This window comes from Nocardia rhizosphaerihabitans (assembly GCF_014646295.1).
GTDB classification, from domain to species: Bacteria; Actinomycetota; Actinomycetes; order Mycobacteriales; family Mycobacteriaceae; genus Nocardia; species Nocardia rhizosphaerihabitans.
On the sequence record NZ_BMNE01000005.1, the window covers coordinates 375,925 to 392,390 of the forward strand.

Consider the following 16,466-nt stretch of genomic DNA (forward strand, 5'->3'; position numbering starts at 1 on the left):
AAAGGGTCGCCACCCGACGGGTAGCGACCCTTCAGAGCATCGAATAATTAAGCGACGGTGGCGGATTCGATGATGACGTCGTCGACGGGGACGTCCTGGTGGGGGCCAGCGTTGCCGGTGGAGACGGCGGCGATCTTGTCGACGACGTCGGTGCCGTCGGAGACCTTGCCGAAGACGGCGTAGCCCCAGCCCTGGCCCTGGGGGGCGGTGTGGTTGAGGAAGGCGTTGTCGGAGACGTTGATGAAGAACTGGGCGGTGGCCGAGTGCGGGTCGTTGGTGCGGGCCATCGCGACGGTGTACTTGTCGTTCTTGAGGCCGTTGGTCGCCTCGTTCTGGATCGGCGCCTGCGTGGGCTTCTGCTTCAGGCCGGGCTCGAACCCGCCGCCCTGAACCATGAAACCGGGGATGACGCGGTGGAACACGGTGCCGTTGTAATGGCCAGCGTTCACGTAGTTCACGAAGTTGGCGACCGTGTTCGGCGCGGCCTGGTCGTCCAACTCGAGCACGATCGGTCCGTAGTTGGTTTCGAGATTCACCTTGGTCATGGAGTCGAGTCTAGGGAGGGGAGGGGGTCGGAAGGGAGTGGGGTCCGGATCGGTGGGTGCCGAACGAGTTGACGGACATGCGGCGCACGACAAAATCCACCCACCGGCCCGCGGTGTGCGTTTGGTTGATCGGATATAGTTTTTAAGGAACCCGCGTGCCTGAGGCGCACGCGGGTTCTTTACTGCAAAACCATTCGACGCACCGAATTCGAGACGACTTCGGCGCGACGAATCACGGGCCGACGGTAATCGGCACCGACGGGGTGGTGGTGTTGTTCACGGCGTATTTGCCTGTCACCTGCCCGGTCGTCGCACTGGTCGGGCAGCCGAAGCTACCGGTCACCTTGATCGGCGCCGGGGCATTGGTCGCCTGCACGGTCGACGGGCTGCCGTTGGTCCAGGTGCCAGCGAGACTCGCCGCCGCGGTGGGGGCGACGACGATCTTGCAGGAGGCCAGGCCGCTGGTCTGGATGACCATGCCGCCCTGCGGGATATTGATGGTCCCGGCGATCGGCGTGCCGTTCTGGCCCGTGATCGACCAGCTGCCACTGGTGGTCACGGTCGCGCTCACGCCCCACATGCTGGTCGTGCAGCCGGTGAAGGTGGGCGCGCTGATCGGGACGGTGATCGGGCCGCTGGGGTTGGTGTTGTTCGGCGCCGCAGGCACCGCGCCGGTGGCGTTGGAGGTGGTGCAGGTGATGCTGACACCACCGGCGACCGCCTTCACCGTGCCCACATTGGTCGCCGAGACCGCGGCGCCCGCAGGCGCGACGGTGGTCGAGCCCGCCGCCGTCGCCGGGCCGATGCCGAAGGTCGTCGCGGCGACCAGACAGCCGGCGGTGGCCAGTGTCGCCCGTGCGAAGAATTTATTGTCGAACATGCGTACTCCTTGGTGAAATCGACAGTCACGTGATGTGAAGCTGTCGTGTTCAAGAATACGAAAGGCATTTTTCGGTAGTGCATTGTTCGCGCCTACCATTTCGTGCGGAAACCTTCGCGAATCAACTCCCGCTGTCCCGGATCGCCTTTATTATGCGGGGCTGTTACCGCGCGTAACGGTTACTGCATTTTTTATCTATATGCACCGTGCACACTGGTAACATCGAAAAACTCCTGTGCCGTGCCTGGTTGTCCATGGATCACCGGCTCCGGACCTGGATCGATAGCGAATTCGCATCGCTTCGAAACGGCCGGTCGTCGTGGGCCGGCCCGCCGCACGGCATGGCAGGCGCACGTCGCACCCTTAATGAAACGCTTGAACTTCACACCGTAGCGCGAAGCATGTTCACAGGCATGGCGTGCAACCCCTCACAAGTAAGAGGGTGCGGATACCATGGCGAACCGTGCCAGACGCCGCAACTGCTGTTCTCACCAAGCCGCCCGCCGCGCCGGTGGCGTCCGCGAAGGACTTCCGGATCGCGCGATGGATCGCGCTGGTCGCCGGGCTCCTCGGCGCCCTGTTCGCGGTGGCGACGCCGTTCCTGCCGGTCACCCAGACGACCGCCCAGCTGAACTGGCCCCAGAACGGCAAGCTCGGCAATATCCAGGCACCGTTGATGTCGCAGGTGCCGATCGACCTGAACGCCGCCATCCCGTGCTCGGCGGTCGCGACGCTGCCCGAGCAGGGCGGCATGCTGCTGGCCACCGCGCCGCCGCAGGGCGACCGGGCCGCGCTCGAGGCGCTGTTCGTGCGCGTCTCCGACACCTCGGTGGACGTGGTCGACCGCAACGCGGTGGTCGCCTCGGCGGACCGCGCGGCGATGGACCAGTGCTCGGCGATCGTCATCAGCTCCGACCAGAACCGCACGACCGCGGAATTCCGGGGCATGACCAAGGAGGTCGAGCGGCCGATCGCCGGTCAGCCGGGCGCGGTCGAGACCGTGCAGGTGCCGGTGCAGGGCACGCTCGCCGGTGACCTGCGGCCGCAGATCGTCGGTGTGTTCTCCGCTCTCGAGGGCGCGGTCCCGGACGGCCTGTCGCTGACCTCGACGATCGACTCGCGGTTCTCCTCCAGCCCGTCGCTGCTGAAGCTGATCGCGATCATCGCGGCGGTGCTGTGCACCCTGCTGGCGCTCGGCGCGCTGGCCGTGCTCGACGGCAGTGACGGGCGCGGGCACCGCCGGTTCCTGCCGAAGAACTGGCTGAAGCCGACCTGGGCCGACGGCGCGGTCATCGGCACCCTGCTGATCTGGCATTTCGTCGGCGCCAACACCTCCGACGACGGCTACATCCTGTCGATGGTGCGCGTCGCGCCCGACGCGGGCTACACGGCCAACTACTTCCGCTGGTACGGCGTGCCCGAGGCGCCGTTCGGCTGGTACTACTACGTCATCCAGGTCTTCGCCGAGATCTCCACGGCCAGCCCGTGGGTGCGCGTGCCCGCGCTGATCTGCGCGATCCTGTGCTGGATGGTCATCAGCCGCGAGGTGGTGCCCCGCCTCGGCAACGCGGTCAAGCGCTCGCAGGTGGCGCTGTGGACCGGCGGCCTGGTGTTCCTCGCCTTCTGGCTGCCGTTCGACAACGGCCTGCGCTCGGAGCCGATCGTCGCCCTCGGCGCGCTGCTGACCTGGGTCTCGATCGAACGCGCCATCGCCACCGGCAGGCTGTTGCCCGCCGGCATCGCGGTGCTGATCGCGGCGTTCACCCTCGCCGCCGCCCCGACCGGTCTGATGTGTGTGGCCGCGCTGCTGGCCGGCATTCGGCCGCTGGTGCGGATCATCGTGCGCAGGCACCGCCAGTTCGGCACGCTGCCGCTGCTCGCCCCGATCGCCTCGGCGGGTCTGCTTGTGCTCGTCGTCGTCTACGGCGACCAGACCTTCGCCGGCATCCAGGAAGCCAACCGGGTGCGTCAGGCCACCGGCCCGAACCTGGCCTGGTACGAGGACTACCTGCGCTACTACTACATGTTCGTCGAGACCGTCGACGGCTCGCTGGCCCGGCGCTTCGCCTTCCTGGTGATGCTGCTGTGCCTGTTCACGACGCTGCTGGTGCTGCTGCGCCGCCGTCAGGTGCCCGGCATCGCGTCGGGCCCGACCTGGCGGCTGATGGGGATCGTCTTCGGCACGATCTTCTTCATGATGTTCAACCCGACGAAGTGGACCCACCACTTCGGCGCGTACGCGGGCATCGCCGGTTCGCTGGCCGCGGTGACGGCGGTGGCCGTGTCGCAGAGCGCGCTGCGCTCACGCAAGAACCGGGCCATCTTCCTGGCCGGCTTGCTGTTCGTGCTCGCGCTGTCGTTCTCGGGCATCAACGGCTACTGGTACGTCTCCAGCTACGGCGTGCCGTGGTTCGACAAGACCATCTCGCTGCGCGGCGTGCACTCCAACACGGTGATGCTGATCCTGTTCGGCGTGGCATTGGCCCTGGTCGGCTGGTACGCGCTGCGCGAGGACTACGTGAAACCGGTGCCGTCGGTGAAGACCGAGCGCGGCAGGCGGATCCGCAAGTTCGCCGCCATTCCGCTGACCATCGTGGTCGGGCTGATGGTGCTGTTCGAGGTGCTCTCGCTGGTCAAGGGCGCCACCCAGCAGTACCCGGGCTACTCGCTGGCCCGCTCCAATGTCGACGCCATCGGCGGCAATGCCTGCGGTCTGGCCAACGACGTGCTGGTCGAATCCGATCCGAACGGCGGCAGGCTCGACCCGATCGTCGATCCGGCTCGTCCGTTCACCGACCCGAACGATCCGCTCGCGGGCACCGGCGCGGTCGGCTTCACGCCCAACGGCGTGCCGGGTGATCTGTCGGCCGACGCGGTCGAGGTGAAGCCGGGTACCGGCAACACCAGCAACCAGTCGGTCGGCGCGGCCTTCGCCGAGGGCGAGAGCGCGGGCACCGGCGGCGGCGAGGGCGCGCTCGGCGTCAACGGCTCGACCGTCGCGCTGCCGTTCGGGCTCGACCCGGGGCAGACCCCCATCCTGGGCTCCTACCAGGAAGGCGTGCAGCAGCCCGCGCACCTGGAGTCGGCCTGGTACGGGCTGCCCGCCCGCTCGGACAACTCGCCGCTGGTCGTGATCTCGGCGGCGGGCCGCATCGCCTCCAGGGACGACTCCGGCGCCGACAAGTACGGCCAGTCGCTGCTGGTCGAGTACGGTGCCCGCAACCCCGACGGCAGCGTCACCACGCTCGGTACCTACCTGCCGCGCGATATCGGCCCGTTCCCGTCGTGGCGCAACCTGCGCGTTCCGGTGGCCGACCTGCCCGCCGAGGCGAACGCGGTCCGCATCGTCGCCAACGACCCGATCCTGATCGGTGACCAGTGGCTGGCGTTCACCCCGCCGCGTGTGCCGAAGCTGCAGTCCCTGGACACCTTCATCGGCCGCACCCAGCCGGTGCTGCTGGACTGGGCCGTCGGCCTGCAGTTCCCGTGCCAGCGGCCGTTCGCGCACCACAACGGCGTCGCCGAGGTGCCGAACTACCGCATCCTGCCGGACCGTCCGCTGGCGATCTCGTCCACCGACACCTGGCAGGCCCAGGAGTTCGGCGGCCCGCTCGGCTTCTCGCAGATGCTGGCGAGCCGGGTCACCATCCCGACCTACCTGAAGGACGACTGGGCCCGCGACTGGGGTTCGCTGGAACGCTACAACCAGTACCTCAAGGCCGAGCCGGCCCAGCTCGCGACGGACACCGCCTCGCGCAGCGGCCTGTGGACCCCCGGTCCCCTGCGGGTGTTCTGACCTGAGCCAGACAAAGTAAAAGGCGCGGACCACCTAGGTGGTCCGCGCCTTTGGCCGTTGATGGGGTGCAGGAGTCAAACGTTGAGCATGCGACGGTTGAGGTCGCGGCGTAACACCTCTTGCGAAGGCAATCTATCCAGTACCCGCATCACGGCCGGTCGTAGTTCCTTTTTCTCGTCATCGCTGAGCAGCTCGACGAGATCTCCCAGATCCATGTCATCGAAGGCTCCTGTCATACCCACCAGGGTACGTGCTCAAACGCGCAGGGGAAGGGCATTCGGCCGACTTTTACAGTCGTTTCATACACACGAAATACTAACGGCCGCTAGGATTTTCGCGCCGTACATGCGCAACTGCCCGGTCGCTGCCCTTACGCTGCCGCACTATCTACTGCGCCCGGATCGCCGGCTCCTTCGCCCGTCCCGACTGCTCCACGACCCGCACCGAGATCTCGGCGGGCGGCGCGGGCTGATACGGCGTGAACCGCTCCAGCGAGCCCCAGTCCCGGCCCAGATCGTGATCGAGATAGGTGGGGACAGTCTCGGCCTTCAGCAGCAGACCTGTCCAGCCGAGCGGGCCGCCGCCGATGTCGTCCTGCCAGGCGTTGGAGGCGTCCGAACCGACCCGGTCGGGCAGGATCCGCCACTTCGGCGCCTCGGCGACGCCGTCGTGGTGGTCGAACGGGCGCTGGCAGGGGAAGGCCAGGCCGACGTGCCAGTCCAGCAGCACCGGGTCGGTCTGCCCGACGACGGAGTCGAGCGTGGCCAGCTTCGGCAGCCGCGGCGGGGTCACCGCGAGCCACTGCTTGCCGGTGATGTCGTTGTCGGTGGCGACCAGCCGGACCGCGTTCACCCCGTCGGGCAGCCGGTCCAGCGGCACGCGCAGGTTGCGCCACGACGGTGCGGGACCGATGTCGAGTGGCTCGACCGAACCGGTCACCGTCACCTCGCCGTCGGCGGCGCGGGTGCCGTACTCCAGGCGCAGGTCCTGGCCGTAGTGCACGACGCCGTCGGTGTCGACGTAGCGGATGCGGCCGGCGGCGGTGACGACAAGTGCCTGGTAGGCGGGATCGTCACGCAAGCTGCCGGTCAGGTCGAGCCGGTACCACTGCGAGGTCAGCTTCGCCTGCTGCTGTACGCCGTCCTGGTAGGAGCCGAGGACAGGGGTGCGGGCCGGGTCGAGGCCGAAGGGCAGGGCGACGGTGCTGCCGTTGAGGCCGGGCTCGGTGCTGGTGCCGCCGCCGGTGCCGGCGCCGGTGGTGTTGGTCGTCTTGTTGGCCGAGTCGGTGTCGACCGAGTTCGCGCCGCCGACCACGGTTTCGTCGGCATCGGCGGTGAGGTCGGCGGCGACGCCGTTCGGGGTGAAGCCGGTGGATTCGGCGTCCATGCCGTCGGCGGGGGTGCCGGTGTAGGGGGTGAGCAGCGAATCGGCCGTATTCGTCTCCACCAGCACGTCGTTGGCGAGGCCGCACGTGTTGCCGCGCAGCGACTCGATATTCGACTTCGCGATCGAGTAGGCGGGGTACTGGGTGACAGCGCCCTTGGCCATCGACGCCACCTCGAACAGCACGAGCAGCGCGGCCGCGATGGTCAGCGGCATGGTCGCGAAGCGGTCGAAACGCGACGGCGCGGACGGCGTGCGGTAGGGGTCGCGCAGATGGAAATACAGCGCGACCAGCAGCGCGAGCACGGACAGCCCGAGGAAGATGGTCGAGATGCCCTTGCCTGCCACCAGCGGCGCCTTGTCCCAGAACGGCACGCCGAAACTGGACACGTACCACCAGCCGTTGGAGCCGGTGAAGGTGATCGCCAGCACGAACAGCACCGCCGCGGTGAACAGCGCGCGATTGCGCGGTGCGCGAATGCCGTTGGCGCCGACCGCGACCGCCGCCAGCGCGGCCAGTGAACCGGCGAGCCCGGCGTACACGCCGAAGTGGTGGGTCCACTTGGTCGGCGTCCACATCATCAGCAGCAGTGCGCCGAAGACGATGCCGAGGATGCGCACCGACGGCCCGCGCGAGGTGCCGGGGATGCGGCCCTTGCGCAGCACCTGCAGGATGCACACGAGCAGGCACAGCAGCATCACCAGGACGCCGAAGCGCCGGGCCAGCGAGCCGTCGGGGGAGAGCATGAACAGCGAGTCCCAGCGGGTGCGTTCGTCGAACCAGGCGACATTGGGGCCGACGAGGGTGCGGACCCGGGTCGCCTCCATCACGGTGGCCATGGTCTGGTCGGCGAAGACGATGATCAGCACGATCGTGCCTGCGGCCAGGCCGGGGGCCAGGAGCGCGGCGTAGCGGTAGATCTTGGCGCCCAGCGAGAGCCGACGGCCGGATTCGGTACCGCTCATCGTTTCGGCCGCGCTGCCGGTCCTGGCGGTTTCGGCCCCGCGTTCGTCGCTGCCGGTCGCATTCGCGCCGAGTTCGTCGGCGGCGATCCGGCGCGGCAGCACACCCTGGGCCCGCTTGATGATGAGCTGCAGCACCGGTCGCGTACCCGCGATGAGCGCGGCGATGCAGATCAGCCCGGTCGGACCGGCGGCGAGGGAGAAGGCGGCGACCAGGATCGCCAGTGCCGCGGGCAGCAGCCGGGCGGTGGCGATGGCGCGTTCGATCAGGCACCAGGTGAGCAGCGCGCCCGCCGCGATCAGCGGTTCGGGGCGCAGGCCGTTGTCGTAGGGCAGCCAGAACGCCAGGAACACCAGCCCGGCCGTCCACAGCGCCACCTTGTCGCGGCGCACGCGAGCGCCCAAGCGGGGCAGCACCTCCCGGCTGATCACCGCCCAGCACACCAGGCCGGCGGCGAGGGCGGGCAGGCGCATCCAGGGGCTGGCGTCGGAGACCTTGGTCATCCAGGCCAGCAGTTCGTAGGACCAGCCGAACGGCGCCTCGGGGACGCCGAACCAGCGGTAGTAGTTGGCCATGTAGCCGGATGGCCCCGACGCGCGGGCCATATTGAGGATGTAGCCGTCGTCGGAGGTGTTGGCGCCGATGACATGCCAGCCGAGCAGCGTCACGACGACGACCACGTCGGTCGGGGTGACCCGCCACCAGTGCCGGGGCAGGAAACGACGGGCGCGACGGCCGTCGGAGGTGTCGAGCAGGTGCAGCGCGATCAGCGCGATGACGGTGGCGACCGCGGCGGCGATCATCGTCACCAGCTTCAGCGTCGTCGGCGTGGAGGTGAACCGGGAGTCGATGTCGGCGTGCACGCGGGCGCCGGTGAGCGCGGCCTCGTCGAGATCGGTGAAGACGCCGACGATCTGCGGGCGCTTGTCGACGGTGACGGTGTTGCGGAACGGGCTGCCGTCCTCGCGCGTCACCCCGGCGAACTCGACGGTTGTCGCCGCGATGGTCGATTCGATCGTGATGCGCTCGCAGTTCGCGATCTCGGCGATCGGCGCCGACAGCATCGGCACATCGCGCGCCTGCACCCCCAGCACACCGTCACGCACGGCGACGGTCAGCCCCTTCTGGGTCTGGCCGGACGCGACCGGGATGGTGCCGAACAGCGTCGTCGCCCCGGTCTCCGGCAGGTCGCGCAGCATCGTGCACGGCAGCTGCGCGTCGAGCCGCTGGGGCACATAGGAGACGAGCGGTGCTTCGACGCTGGTCGCGCCCGCTTGCGGCCACTCCAGGCTCGCGCGGTCCTGCCGCACCGGCAGCAGCGGCGTGAGCAGGGCAAGCACGAACCCGAGCAGCCCGCAGACGAGGGCGATCAGGCGGTATCGGGTGAACGCTCGTTCAGATCGCAGCACGGGGGTTGATGCTAGCCATCGAACCTGTGCGCGACACGGCGCCGGGTCATCCCGTCTTGCGGTCGCTCCAATCGAGCTGGGCTTTGGCCCAGTCGGGGATTTCGCCGTCGGGCCGGGAGTAGGCGGCGAATTCGGCGCGCAGCTCCTCGACCGAGAACTCCGGCATCCAGTCCGGGACGGTGCTGGTGGAGTAGGTCGCCTTGTAGCGGGTGGGGCCCGCGATGAAGATCTCGGCGCTGAGCCAGGCGCCGACGGCGGGGTCATAGGACAGGCGCTTGTGGTCGGTGAAGTACTCGAGCACCTCGACCGGCGGCACCAGATTGGTGACCGTGCCGTCGCGCTCCTTGATCTGCACACCTGCCACGGTGTTGTCGCCGACCTGCATCGACCACAGCAGCGCGAACTTCTGGCCCGGCGCCAGCATAGCGATCGCGGCGTCGACGACTGTCTGCTCGATCTGACCGACCGTGTGGAGCTCTTCCCTGGGAGAGGGTTCGCGATCCTGACGGTGCGGGCGAGTCAGCAAGAGATCGATTCGCTCCGGTCTGCTGAGCGTCATAGCTATACCTCTGCATCCGTACCGATCAGCACTACCAAAACTGATTTCGGTCGGCCGAACTAATCAACATTTCGCAGCGTACTCGCCCCGCGACACGAACTGCGCGGTTTGTTGACACTGACCGGACATATTGTGGTCTATCGGGCTCCCGCACACCAGTAGCTACCGGGTGTCGATCAACACAACACCCGGTTGAGGGCGCCTGACCAGGCCATTCAGGCGGCCGAAGCGCGCAGCGCGAACCAGCCGTCGATCGGGTCGGCGAAACCGTGATAGACCAACGGAATGCGCTGGTCGATCTCGAAATACCGGTAGACCGCCAGCATCGCCTGGCGCACCGAATGAGACTGGAAGTCATCGATGCGGCGCGGGCCGATGCGGTGCTCGGGCAGCAGTTCCAGGCGCATCAGTTCGGCCGGGTCGTCCATGTCAAGGCCCCACGGCGCCGGTTCCTCGATGAGATGGTCGTGCAGCACGGTGCGCGCGGTAGGCGGATCATGGCGGCTGCCCGCGAACGCGACGCGCTCGACGCGGGCGAGGCCGCGGGTGCTCAGCGGCGTGCGGACCGCCTCGATCAGGTCGATCATGTCGACATCGGGTTTGGGTTCCGGCGTTCGTCCGGCGACCGGCGCTTGTTCGAGCATATGGAGCACCTGCCCACCGCGGACCAGCGGTTCGGGCACCACGAAGAAGCTGATGCTCGGGCAGTCGCAGTGCATGCCGGTGAGGCACACCCGCGTGTGCAACGGATCGGACATAAGTCCTCCTCCGGTATCGGGTCGCCGGGACCCGTGACGTGCAGGATCGATGATTCCAACGCCATCCGCCGCGGGACGCGCCCGCCGACGGCGACCGTGCCGCACCAGTCAGTGTAGTGCCGTCGAGCGGCCTGGACAGGGGGTTCCGGCACGGAACGGAAACGATCCGCGAGCGGTCACGGTGCGATGGATTCGGTGTACCGGCGGGCCAGGGTGCGCAGATGGGCGACCAGTTCGGGCGGGCCGTCGACCCGGAAGTCCATCATCAGCATGCTCAAGTAGATCGCGATCGTCTCCATCGCGTCGGCGCCGGTATGCAGCACGCAGCTGTGGTCGTCGACCGGTTCGACGACACCGACGGCGGGGTTGATCCGGGCGATGACGGTCTCGGCCGGGGCGAGCACGGTGACGCGGGCGTGCACCCGCCAGCCGGTGGTCGCGATGTGGCGCATGACGAAGGCGACCAGATCGTCGTCGGGGAGTCTGCGTGGCGCGAACACCCGGTGACCCGCGGTGGCGCTGGTGATACGGGCGGCCGGGATCGCCTCCCAGGCGTGGGATTTCATGCTGTAGGCGACGAGGTACCAGCGGCGTTGCCAGTTGATCAGCCGGTAGGGCTCCAGCTCGATGTCGTCGTCGACGGTGACCGCGGTGGTGCGGCGGACGGCGTCGGCCAGCGTGGTGAGGATGCCCGCGGCGACCGGGGCGTCCGGTTCGCGCGAGCCGGTGGTGGCGGGGCCGATCTCGGTGGCGTCGTGCAGGGCGGAGACCTTGCGCTGCAAGCGTTTCGGCAGGATCTGCTCGATCTTGCGCAGGGCTCTGGTGAGCTGGTCGCCGAGATCGGAGACGGCGAGCGAGCCGTCGGCTGCCACGGCGATGGACAGGGCGACGGCCACCGCTTCGTCGTCGTCGAGTAGCAGTGGCGGCATCGTCGCGCCGCGCCCGAGCCGGTAGCCGCCGACGGCGCCGCGTTCGGCGTGCACGGGATAGCCGAGCTCACGCAGTCGCGAAATGTCGTTGCGGACAGTGCGTTCGGTGATCTCCAGGCGATCGGCGAGTTCGCGGCCGGTGTAGGAGCGGTCCTGGAGCAGGGCGAGCAGGCGCAGGACGCGCGGTGTCGTCGCGGCCATTGTCACCTCGTCGGAATCGGTGGAGCAATTAGGAAAGAAACGAGCCTAATAGGTTTCTAGGCTGGAGTCATCACCGAGCAGGAAGGCTCCATCATGAACAGCACCGCAGCCCTCGACACCGTGTGGCGCGACGTCGTCGCCACCTCCTACGCCGCCCTCGTCGACGTCGTCGCAGGCATCCGCGACGACCAGTGGAACCTGCCGACCCCGTGCTCGGAATGGACGGTCACCCAGGTGATCCAGCACGCGGCGGGCGACCAGCTCGCCTACGCCGCGGCCCTCGGCGTCGGCCCAGGCCCGAGCTACAACCCCTTCGCTCCGTCCGGCGCCGTCGACGGTTCCGCCGTTGAGCTGGTCCGCGCGGCCGTCGACCAGACCGCCGCCGCCTGGGCCACCGTTGCCGACGCCACCGCCACCGTCCCCACCCCGCTCCCACACGGCGACCTCCCCACCGCCGTCGCCGCTACGTTGGCCGCCCTCGACGCCGCCGTCCACGCCTGGGACATCGCCGTCGCCACCGGCCAGCCCTCCCCGCTGACCGACGACCTGGCGACCCACCTGCTGACCGCGGCCCGCACCGTCCACGCGGCGCCAGGCAGCGGTGTCGACGCCGAGATCGTCGAACCTCTGCGTCAGTGGGGCGCCTACGCTTCCGTCGTCGAGGCCACCTCCACCGGCCCGGTCGACGACCTCCTGCACTACCTCGGCCGCACCGCCTGAGCAAGCCTCAGCGGCGGACCGTGATCAGGGTGAAGGGACCGATGTCGGTGGTGGTGAAGGCGGGGTCGGCGAAGAGGGTCTTGGGGAAGGCGACGGTGTAGCGCTTGACGTTCGGGTCGTTGGGGTAGACGTCTTCGGCCAGGCGCAGGGTGTAGGTGTCGCCGTCGCGGCGGAAGAGGAAAGCGTCGGGGGCTCGCCACGGGGCCGTCGACATGGCGTCGAGGAGGGCGGGAGCGGAGTCGAGTTTGCTCCAGGCGGCGATGGTGGCTGCGCGGTCTTTGAAGTCCGACAGGGGGTTCGCGTAATGCGAGGTGAGGGCCTGGAAGCCGAAGTACGGGTAGAAGGACAGGAAGCTGGTGTCGGCGGTGAGGACGACGGTTTCGTCTCGGGGACGGCCTGTTCGGGCCAGCAGGGCCTCGTCGACAGCGTGGTAGTAGGCCACTGCCGAGGGCTTGCGCTTGTCGGCGCGTTCGCCGAAAGTGCCCTCCGCGTTGGGCACATCGGTGGGCACCGTGTCGGTGTAGGCGGTGTCGATCTCGTGGGTGAGCACGGTCGGGATGTGCTGGGCGAAGGCCAGCGCGCCGAGCACCGCCACCACGCCCGCCGCAGTGCGCACCGGGGTCGAGTCGTTCATCGCTCGATAGACCAGGGCCGCGGTTTCGACGAAGCCGAAAACGCCTGCGGCGGCGAGCAGGGCGAGCAGCACCGGCTCCAACCGGAACGACAGCAGCGTGGTGCCCGCGGCGGTCGCGGCCATCGACAGCAGCGTCCACAGGTAGATCGCCACCACCCCGAGCCCCAGCGACTGTGCCCGGCGCGAGGTTCCGGCGCGCAGCACCAGCCACAGCACTCCGAGCAGGCACAGCGCACCGCGCAGTGAGAACTCCAGCATCGGGAACGCCAGCTCGGCGCCCGACTGCGGCAGATAGTGGAAGGCGTTGCCCGAGGGCAGTTTCGCCCCCGACAGCATCTTCAGCAGATACGGCGCCCACACCACCAGCGCGAGCACGGCGGCGATGGCCCCGATGACGACCAGCTTGGTCAGCGGCGCGATCGCCGACCGCCACGGCGCCGGACCACCGACGGCACGGGGTCCGCCGACCCGCGGCCGCAGGTCCTCCTTGCGCGTGTACACGGCCACACCCGCCGCGACCACGGCCATCAGCACCACCGTGAACGCCACGATCGCCAGGTACAGCGTGTAGAAGCAGGCGGCGACGCCGAGGAACAGCCCGGTGCCGAGCACCGCGCCCCACCCGCCCGACGACCGGTGCAGCGCACCCCAGGCGAGCACGAGCACCGGCGGAATGAACACGACCAGCACCGCGCCATAGGCCTCGGGGGAGGCGTAGGCCAGCGTCATGGCGGTCACCGCCGCCGCGGCGCCGACCGCGAGATCGGCCCGCACCAGCTGCGTCCACAACACCAGCGCCACCGCCGCGGCGACCGCGAGCAGCCCGATCGCGTACGGCTTGAACACTTCCCAGCCGTCCATACCGAGGACATTGCCGACCCGCCCGCCGATCCAGAACCAGCCCGCCGGATAGAACGGCGGCAGATCGACATAGGTCATATCCCGCAGCGCCGCGCTGTCGGTGAGCCGCGTCAGATACTCGGTGCGAAACTCCTGATCCACCGAGACACCGAACAGATACAGCTTGGTCGCCGCCAGCGGCATCCCGAGCGTCACCGTCACGAAGCTCGAAATGCCCACCCAGGAGGCCAGTTTCGCCACCACCGGCCACTTCCGCAGCCGGATCAGCAGCACCGAGACCACCAGCAGCGCGATGGCGACGACCTGGCCGACGGTGGTCAGCGCCCGAGTCACATTGGAGGAGTTGAACGCGGGCCACTGCACCGCCGAGAAGGCGAACAGCCCGACCGCGGCGACGACGAGCGCAACCAGCGCCGCCGCAACACCCTCACCGACCCCGGCCCCGATCCTGCGCACCGACCGCACCTGTTCGTTCGTCGTCATCGGCGCGCTGTCCTCCAGCTCCTGTCGGCTCTACGGTCCGGGCCAGCCTAGTGGAGGCCATGCCCGTGGGCGTGAACGAGAACTGCCGCACCATCCGGGGACGATGCGGCAGTTCGGGGCAGCGAGAGATCAGATCGGCAGCTTGCGGAAGATCGGGCGCGGCACGTGGCGCAGCGCCGACATCAGGAAGCGGGCCTCGCCGGGCGCCCAGACGATCTCGGTGCCCTTCTCCGAGGCGGAGACGGCCATCCGGGCGACGTCCTCGGGGTCGACCGTGAGCGGGGCTTCCTTGGAGCCGGTGGCTTCCCAGTGCGCCTTCGTCGCCGAGGTGCGCACCTGCATCGGGCGAACGACGGTGACGCGCGGGCCGTGCGGGCGCAGCGCCTCGCCGAGGCCGAGGTAGAAGCCGTCGAGGCCGGCCTTGGTGGAGCCGTAGACGAAGTTGGAGCGGCGAACGCGCTCACCGGCCACCGAGGACATGACGATGATCCGGCCGTGGCCCTGCGCCTTGAACTTCTCGCCGACCAGCACGCCCACCGACACACCGGCGGTGTAGTTGATGCCGACGGTCATGACCGCCTTGCGCTGGTTCTGCCACAGCTCCTCGGCGTCGCCGAGGACACCGAACGCCACGATCGCGACGTCGACGTCACCCGCGGCGAACGCGGAGTCGACGACCTTGGGATGCGAGTCGGTGTCGAGCGCGTCGAAGTCGATGACGTCGACCTGGGTCGCACCGGCCGCCTTCAGCTGCGCGACCGCGCCCTCGAGCAGCGGGTCGCCGGGCAGGTTGGCCAGGACGATCCGGGCCGGGCTCTTGCGCAGGTACTCGGCGCAGATCGCGAGACCGATCTCGGAGGTACCGCCGAACAGCAGAATGGTCTGTGGGTTGCCCACTGCGTTGATCACTGGAGCTCCAGCCTCCTGGCCATATCGGACATGAAAACGCCGGTCGGGTCGACGCTGCGGCGGATCTTGATCCACTCGTCGATCCGCGGGTACATCTTGTGGAACGCCTCCGCGCTCGTCCGCGAGTCCTTCGCGGTGTAGAGGCGGCCGCCGAACTCCATCACGCGCCGGTCCAGATCGGTGACCAGCTCGTTGAGGCCACGACGGATCGGGAAGTCGACGCAGATGTTCCAGCCGGGCATCGGGAAGCTCAGCGGCGCCGCGTTGCCCTCGCCGAACAGCTTGAACACGTTGAGCGCCGAGATGTGCCCGGACGCCTGGATGTCGATGATGATCCGCTTGAACTCTTCGACGGCCTCGGTCGGGACCACGAACTGGTACTGCAGGAAGCCTGCCGAACCGTAGACCCGGTTCCACTCCGCGATCATGTCGAGCGGGTGATAGAACTGCGTCAGGTTCTGGACCTTGCCGGTGTAGGTGCCGCCCATGGCGTAGTACGCCTCGCCGACCGCGCCGAGCGAGAGGCGGTTGGCCGACCAGCTCGGGAAGATGTTCGGCACCGTCAGCAGCTGCGGCGCGTCGAACTTCAGCGGATTCTTGCGCAGCTTCTTGGGCAGCTCGTCGACCTTGGCCAAGCGGCCTCGGGTCAGGCAGGCGCGACCCAGCTTGGGCAGCGGGTTCATCACGTCGAACCACGCGCTCGAGTAGGTGTAGTTCGCCTCGCTGCCGTCGCTGTGCACCGCGATGGTCTCGTCGAGCGTCGACGTCTTCACACCGTCGTTGAGGAAGTAGGCCGTCTCCGTCGGCGCCATCTCGACGGTCGCGCGCAGGATGATGCCGGTCAGGCCGTTGCCGCCGACGGTGGCCCAGAACAGCTCGGCGTCGGTGGTCGGCGAGATCGTGCGCACCTGACCGTCGGCGGTCAGCAGGTCGATCGAGCGGACGTGGTTGCCGAAGCTGCCTTCGCTGTGGTGGTTCTTGCCGTGGATATCGGAGGCGATGGCGCCGCCGATGGTCACCTGGCGGGTGCCGGGTAGCACGGGGACCCACAGGCCGAACGGCAGCGCGGCCTTCATCAGCTGGTCCAGGCTCACGCCGCCGTCCACGTCGACCATGCGGGAATCGCGGTCGATACGGTGGATGCGGTTGAGCGCAGGCATGTCGATGACGAGCCCGCCCGCGTTCTGCGCGTGGTCGCCGTAGGAGCGGCCGAGGCCGCGGGCGATCACGCCGCGTCGCAGGTGCGCCGGCTTGGAGTCGTTGTCCTCGGCGACCATGCTCACGGCCTTGACGATCAACTCGGGATCGCTGGTCGAGAGCACTTCGGCGGAGGTGGGTGCGGTGCGACCCCATCCGGTGAGCGTGCGCGTGCGCGTAGGCAGCGCAAACGCACCGTCGGTGGTGGTCGGAATGTTCTCGGACATCGGCTAAGAGG

General features: G+C 68.5%; 12 protein-coding genes. 2 read left to right on the top strand and 10 right to left on the bottom strand.

From position 1 onward, the window contains the following. Window positions 1-47: 47 nt before the first annotated feature. Window positions 48-545, bottom strand: a complete 498-nt coding sequence (locus tag IEY60_RS23350) for a peptidylprolyl isomerase (protein WP_189032097.1) — start codon at window positions 543-545, stop codon at window positions 48-50. Window positions 546-777: 232 nt separating this feature from the next. After that, the gene (locus IEY60_RS23355) at window positions 778-1,425 is read right to left on the bottom strand and encodes a hypothetical protein (protein ID WP_189032099.1); all 648 of its coding nucleotides are present in this window, start codon (window positions 1,423-1,425) and stop codon (window positions 778-780) included. A gap of 463 nt (window positions 1,426-1,888) precedes the next feature. Here IEY60_RS23355 and IEY60_RS23360 point away from each other — a divergent pair, with 463 nt between their 5' ends. Beyond that, the gene (locus IEY60_RS23360) at window positions 1,889-5,221 is read left to right on the top strand and encodes an arabinosyltransferase domain-containing protein (RefSeq protein WP_189032101.1); all 3,333 of its coding nucleotides are present in this window, start codon (window positions 1,889-1,891) and stop codon (window positions 5,219-5,221) included. Window positions 5,222-5,295: 74 nt separating this feature from the next. On the opposite strand, the gene IEY60_RS23365 is transcribed toward IEY60_RS23360, so the two are convergent. From IEY60_RS23365 to IEY60_RS23385, 5 genes are all read right to left on the bottom strand, one after another. After that, window positions 5,296-5,457, bottom strand: a complete 162-nt coding sequence (locus IEY60_RS23365; RefSeq protein WP_189032574.1) for a hypothetical protein — start codon at window positions 5,455-5,457, stop codon at window positions 5,296-5,298. 151 nt (window positions 5,458-5,608) lie between these two features. Beyond that, window positions 5,609-8,977 carry an arabinosyltransferase domain-containing protein gene (locus IEY60_RS23370; RefSeq protein ID WP_229740056.1) on the bottom strand — a complete coding sequence of 1,123 codons (3,369 nt, stop codon included), beginning with the start codon at window positions 8,975-8,977 and terminating at the stop codon, window positions 5,609-5,611. Between the two features lie 46 nt (window positions 8,978-9,023). Beyond that, the gene (locus tag IEY60_RS23375; RefSeq protein WP_189032103.1) at window positions 9,024-9,536 is read right to left on the bottom strand and encodes a hypothetical protein; all 513 of its coding nucleotides are present in this window, start codon (window positions 9,534-9,536) and stop codon (window positions 9,024-9,026) included. Between the two features lie 215 nt (window positions 9,537-9,751). Further along, window positions 9,752-10,294: a hypothetical protein gene (locus tag IEY60_RS23380; protein WP_189032105.1), complete on the bottom strand. Its 543-nt coding sequence runs from the start codon at window positions 10,292-10,294 to the stop codon at window positions 9,752-9,754. A 176-nt stretch (window positions 10,295-10,470) separates the two neighbouring features. Then, the gene (locus IEY60_RS23385; protein WP_189032113.1) at window positions 10,471-11,424 is read right to left on the bottom strand and encodes a helix-turn-helix transcriptional regulator; all 954 of its coding nucleotides are present in this window, start codon (window positions 11,422-11,424) and stop codon (window positions 10,471-10,473) included. Window positions 11,425-11,517: 93 nt separating this feature from the next. Between IEY60_RS23385 and IEY60_RS23390 the strand changes: the two genes are divergently transcribed. After that, window positions 11,518-12,144 (top strand): TIGR03086 family metal-binding protein, encoded by a 627-nt coding sequence (locus tag IEY60_RS23390; protein ID WP_189032115.1) that lies wholly within the window; start codon window positions 11,518-11,520, stop codon window positions 12,142-12,144. A 7-nt stretch (window positions 12,145-12,151) separates the two neighbouring features. On the opposite strand, the gene IEY60_RS23395 is transcribed toward IEY60_RS23390, so the two are convergent. The 3 genes from IEY60_RS23395 to dprE1 all read right to left on the bottom strand — a co-directional run bounded on the left by IEY60_RS23395 (window position 12,152) and on the right by dprE1 (window position 16,455). Next, window positions 12,152-14,122: a galactan 5-O-arabinofuranosyltransferase gene (locus tag IEY60_RS23395; protein WP_189032117.1), complete on the bottom strand. Its 1,971-nt coding sequence runs from the start codon at window positions 14,120-14,122 to the stop codon at window positions 12,152-12,154. A 129-nt stretch (window positions 14,123-14,251) separates the two neighbouring features. Next, window positions 14,252-15,031 (bottom strand): decaprenylphospho-beta-D-erythro-pentofuranosid-2-ulose 2-reductase, encoded by a 780-nt coding sequence (gene dprE2 / locus IEY60_RS23400; RefSeq protein WP_189032125.1) that lies wholly within the window; start codon window positions 15,029-15,031, stop codon window positions 14,252-14,254. Then, window positions 15,028-16,455 carry a decaprenylphosphoryl-beta-D-ribose oxidase gene (gene dprE1, locus IEY60_RS23405; RefSeq protein WP_229740057.1) on the bottom strand — a complete coding sequence of 476 codons (1,428 nt, stop codon included), beginning with the start codon at window positions 16,453-16,455 and terminating at the stop codon, window positions 15,028-15,030. Before dprE1 ends, dprE2 begins: the two co-directional genes overlap by 4 nt. Between the last annotated feature and the right edge of the window lie 11 nt (window positions 16,456-16,466).

Excerpts from the sequence above, each read along its gene's own strand:
- IEY60_RS23355 (WP_189032099.1), bottom strand. The coding sequence starts at position 1,425 with ATGTTCGACAATAAATTCTTCGCACGGGCGACACTGGCCACCGCCGGC.
- dprE1 (WP_229740057.1), bottom strand. The coding sequence starts at position 16,455 with ATGTCCGAGAACATTCCGACCACCACCGACGGTGCGTTTGCGCTGCCT.
- IEY60_RS23350 (WP_189032097.1), bottom strand. The coding sequence starts at position 545 with ATGACCAAGGTGAATCTCGAAACCAACTACGGACCGATCGTGCTCGAG.
- IEY60_RS23390 (WP_189032115.1), top strand. The coding sequence starts at position 11,518 with ATGAACAGCACCGCAGCCCTCGACACCGTGTGGCGCGACGTCGTCGCC.
- IEY60_RS23395 (WP_189032117.1), bottom strand. The coding sequence starts at position 14,122 with ATGACGACGAACGAACAGGTGCGGTCGGTGCGCAGGATCGGGGCCGGG.
- IEY60_RS23380 (WP_189032105.1), bottom strand. The coding sequence starts at position 10,294 with ATGTCCGATCCGTTGCACACGCGGGTGTGCCTCACCGGCATGCACTGC.
- IEY60_RS23375 (WP_189032103.1), bottom strand. The coding sequence starts at position 9,536 with ATGACGCTCAGCAGACCGGAGCGAATCGATCTCTTGCTGACTCGCCCG.
- IEY60_RS23365 (WP_189032574.1), bottom strand. The coding sequence starts at position 5,457 with ATGACAGGAGCCTTCGATGACATGGATCTGGGAGATCTCGTCGAGCTG.
- IEY60_RS23385 (WP_189032113.1), bottom strand. The coding sequence starts at position 11,424 with ATGGCCGCGACGACACCGCGCGTCCTGCGCCTGCTCGCCCTGCTCCAG.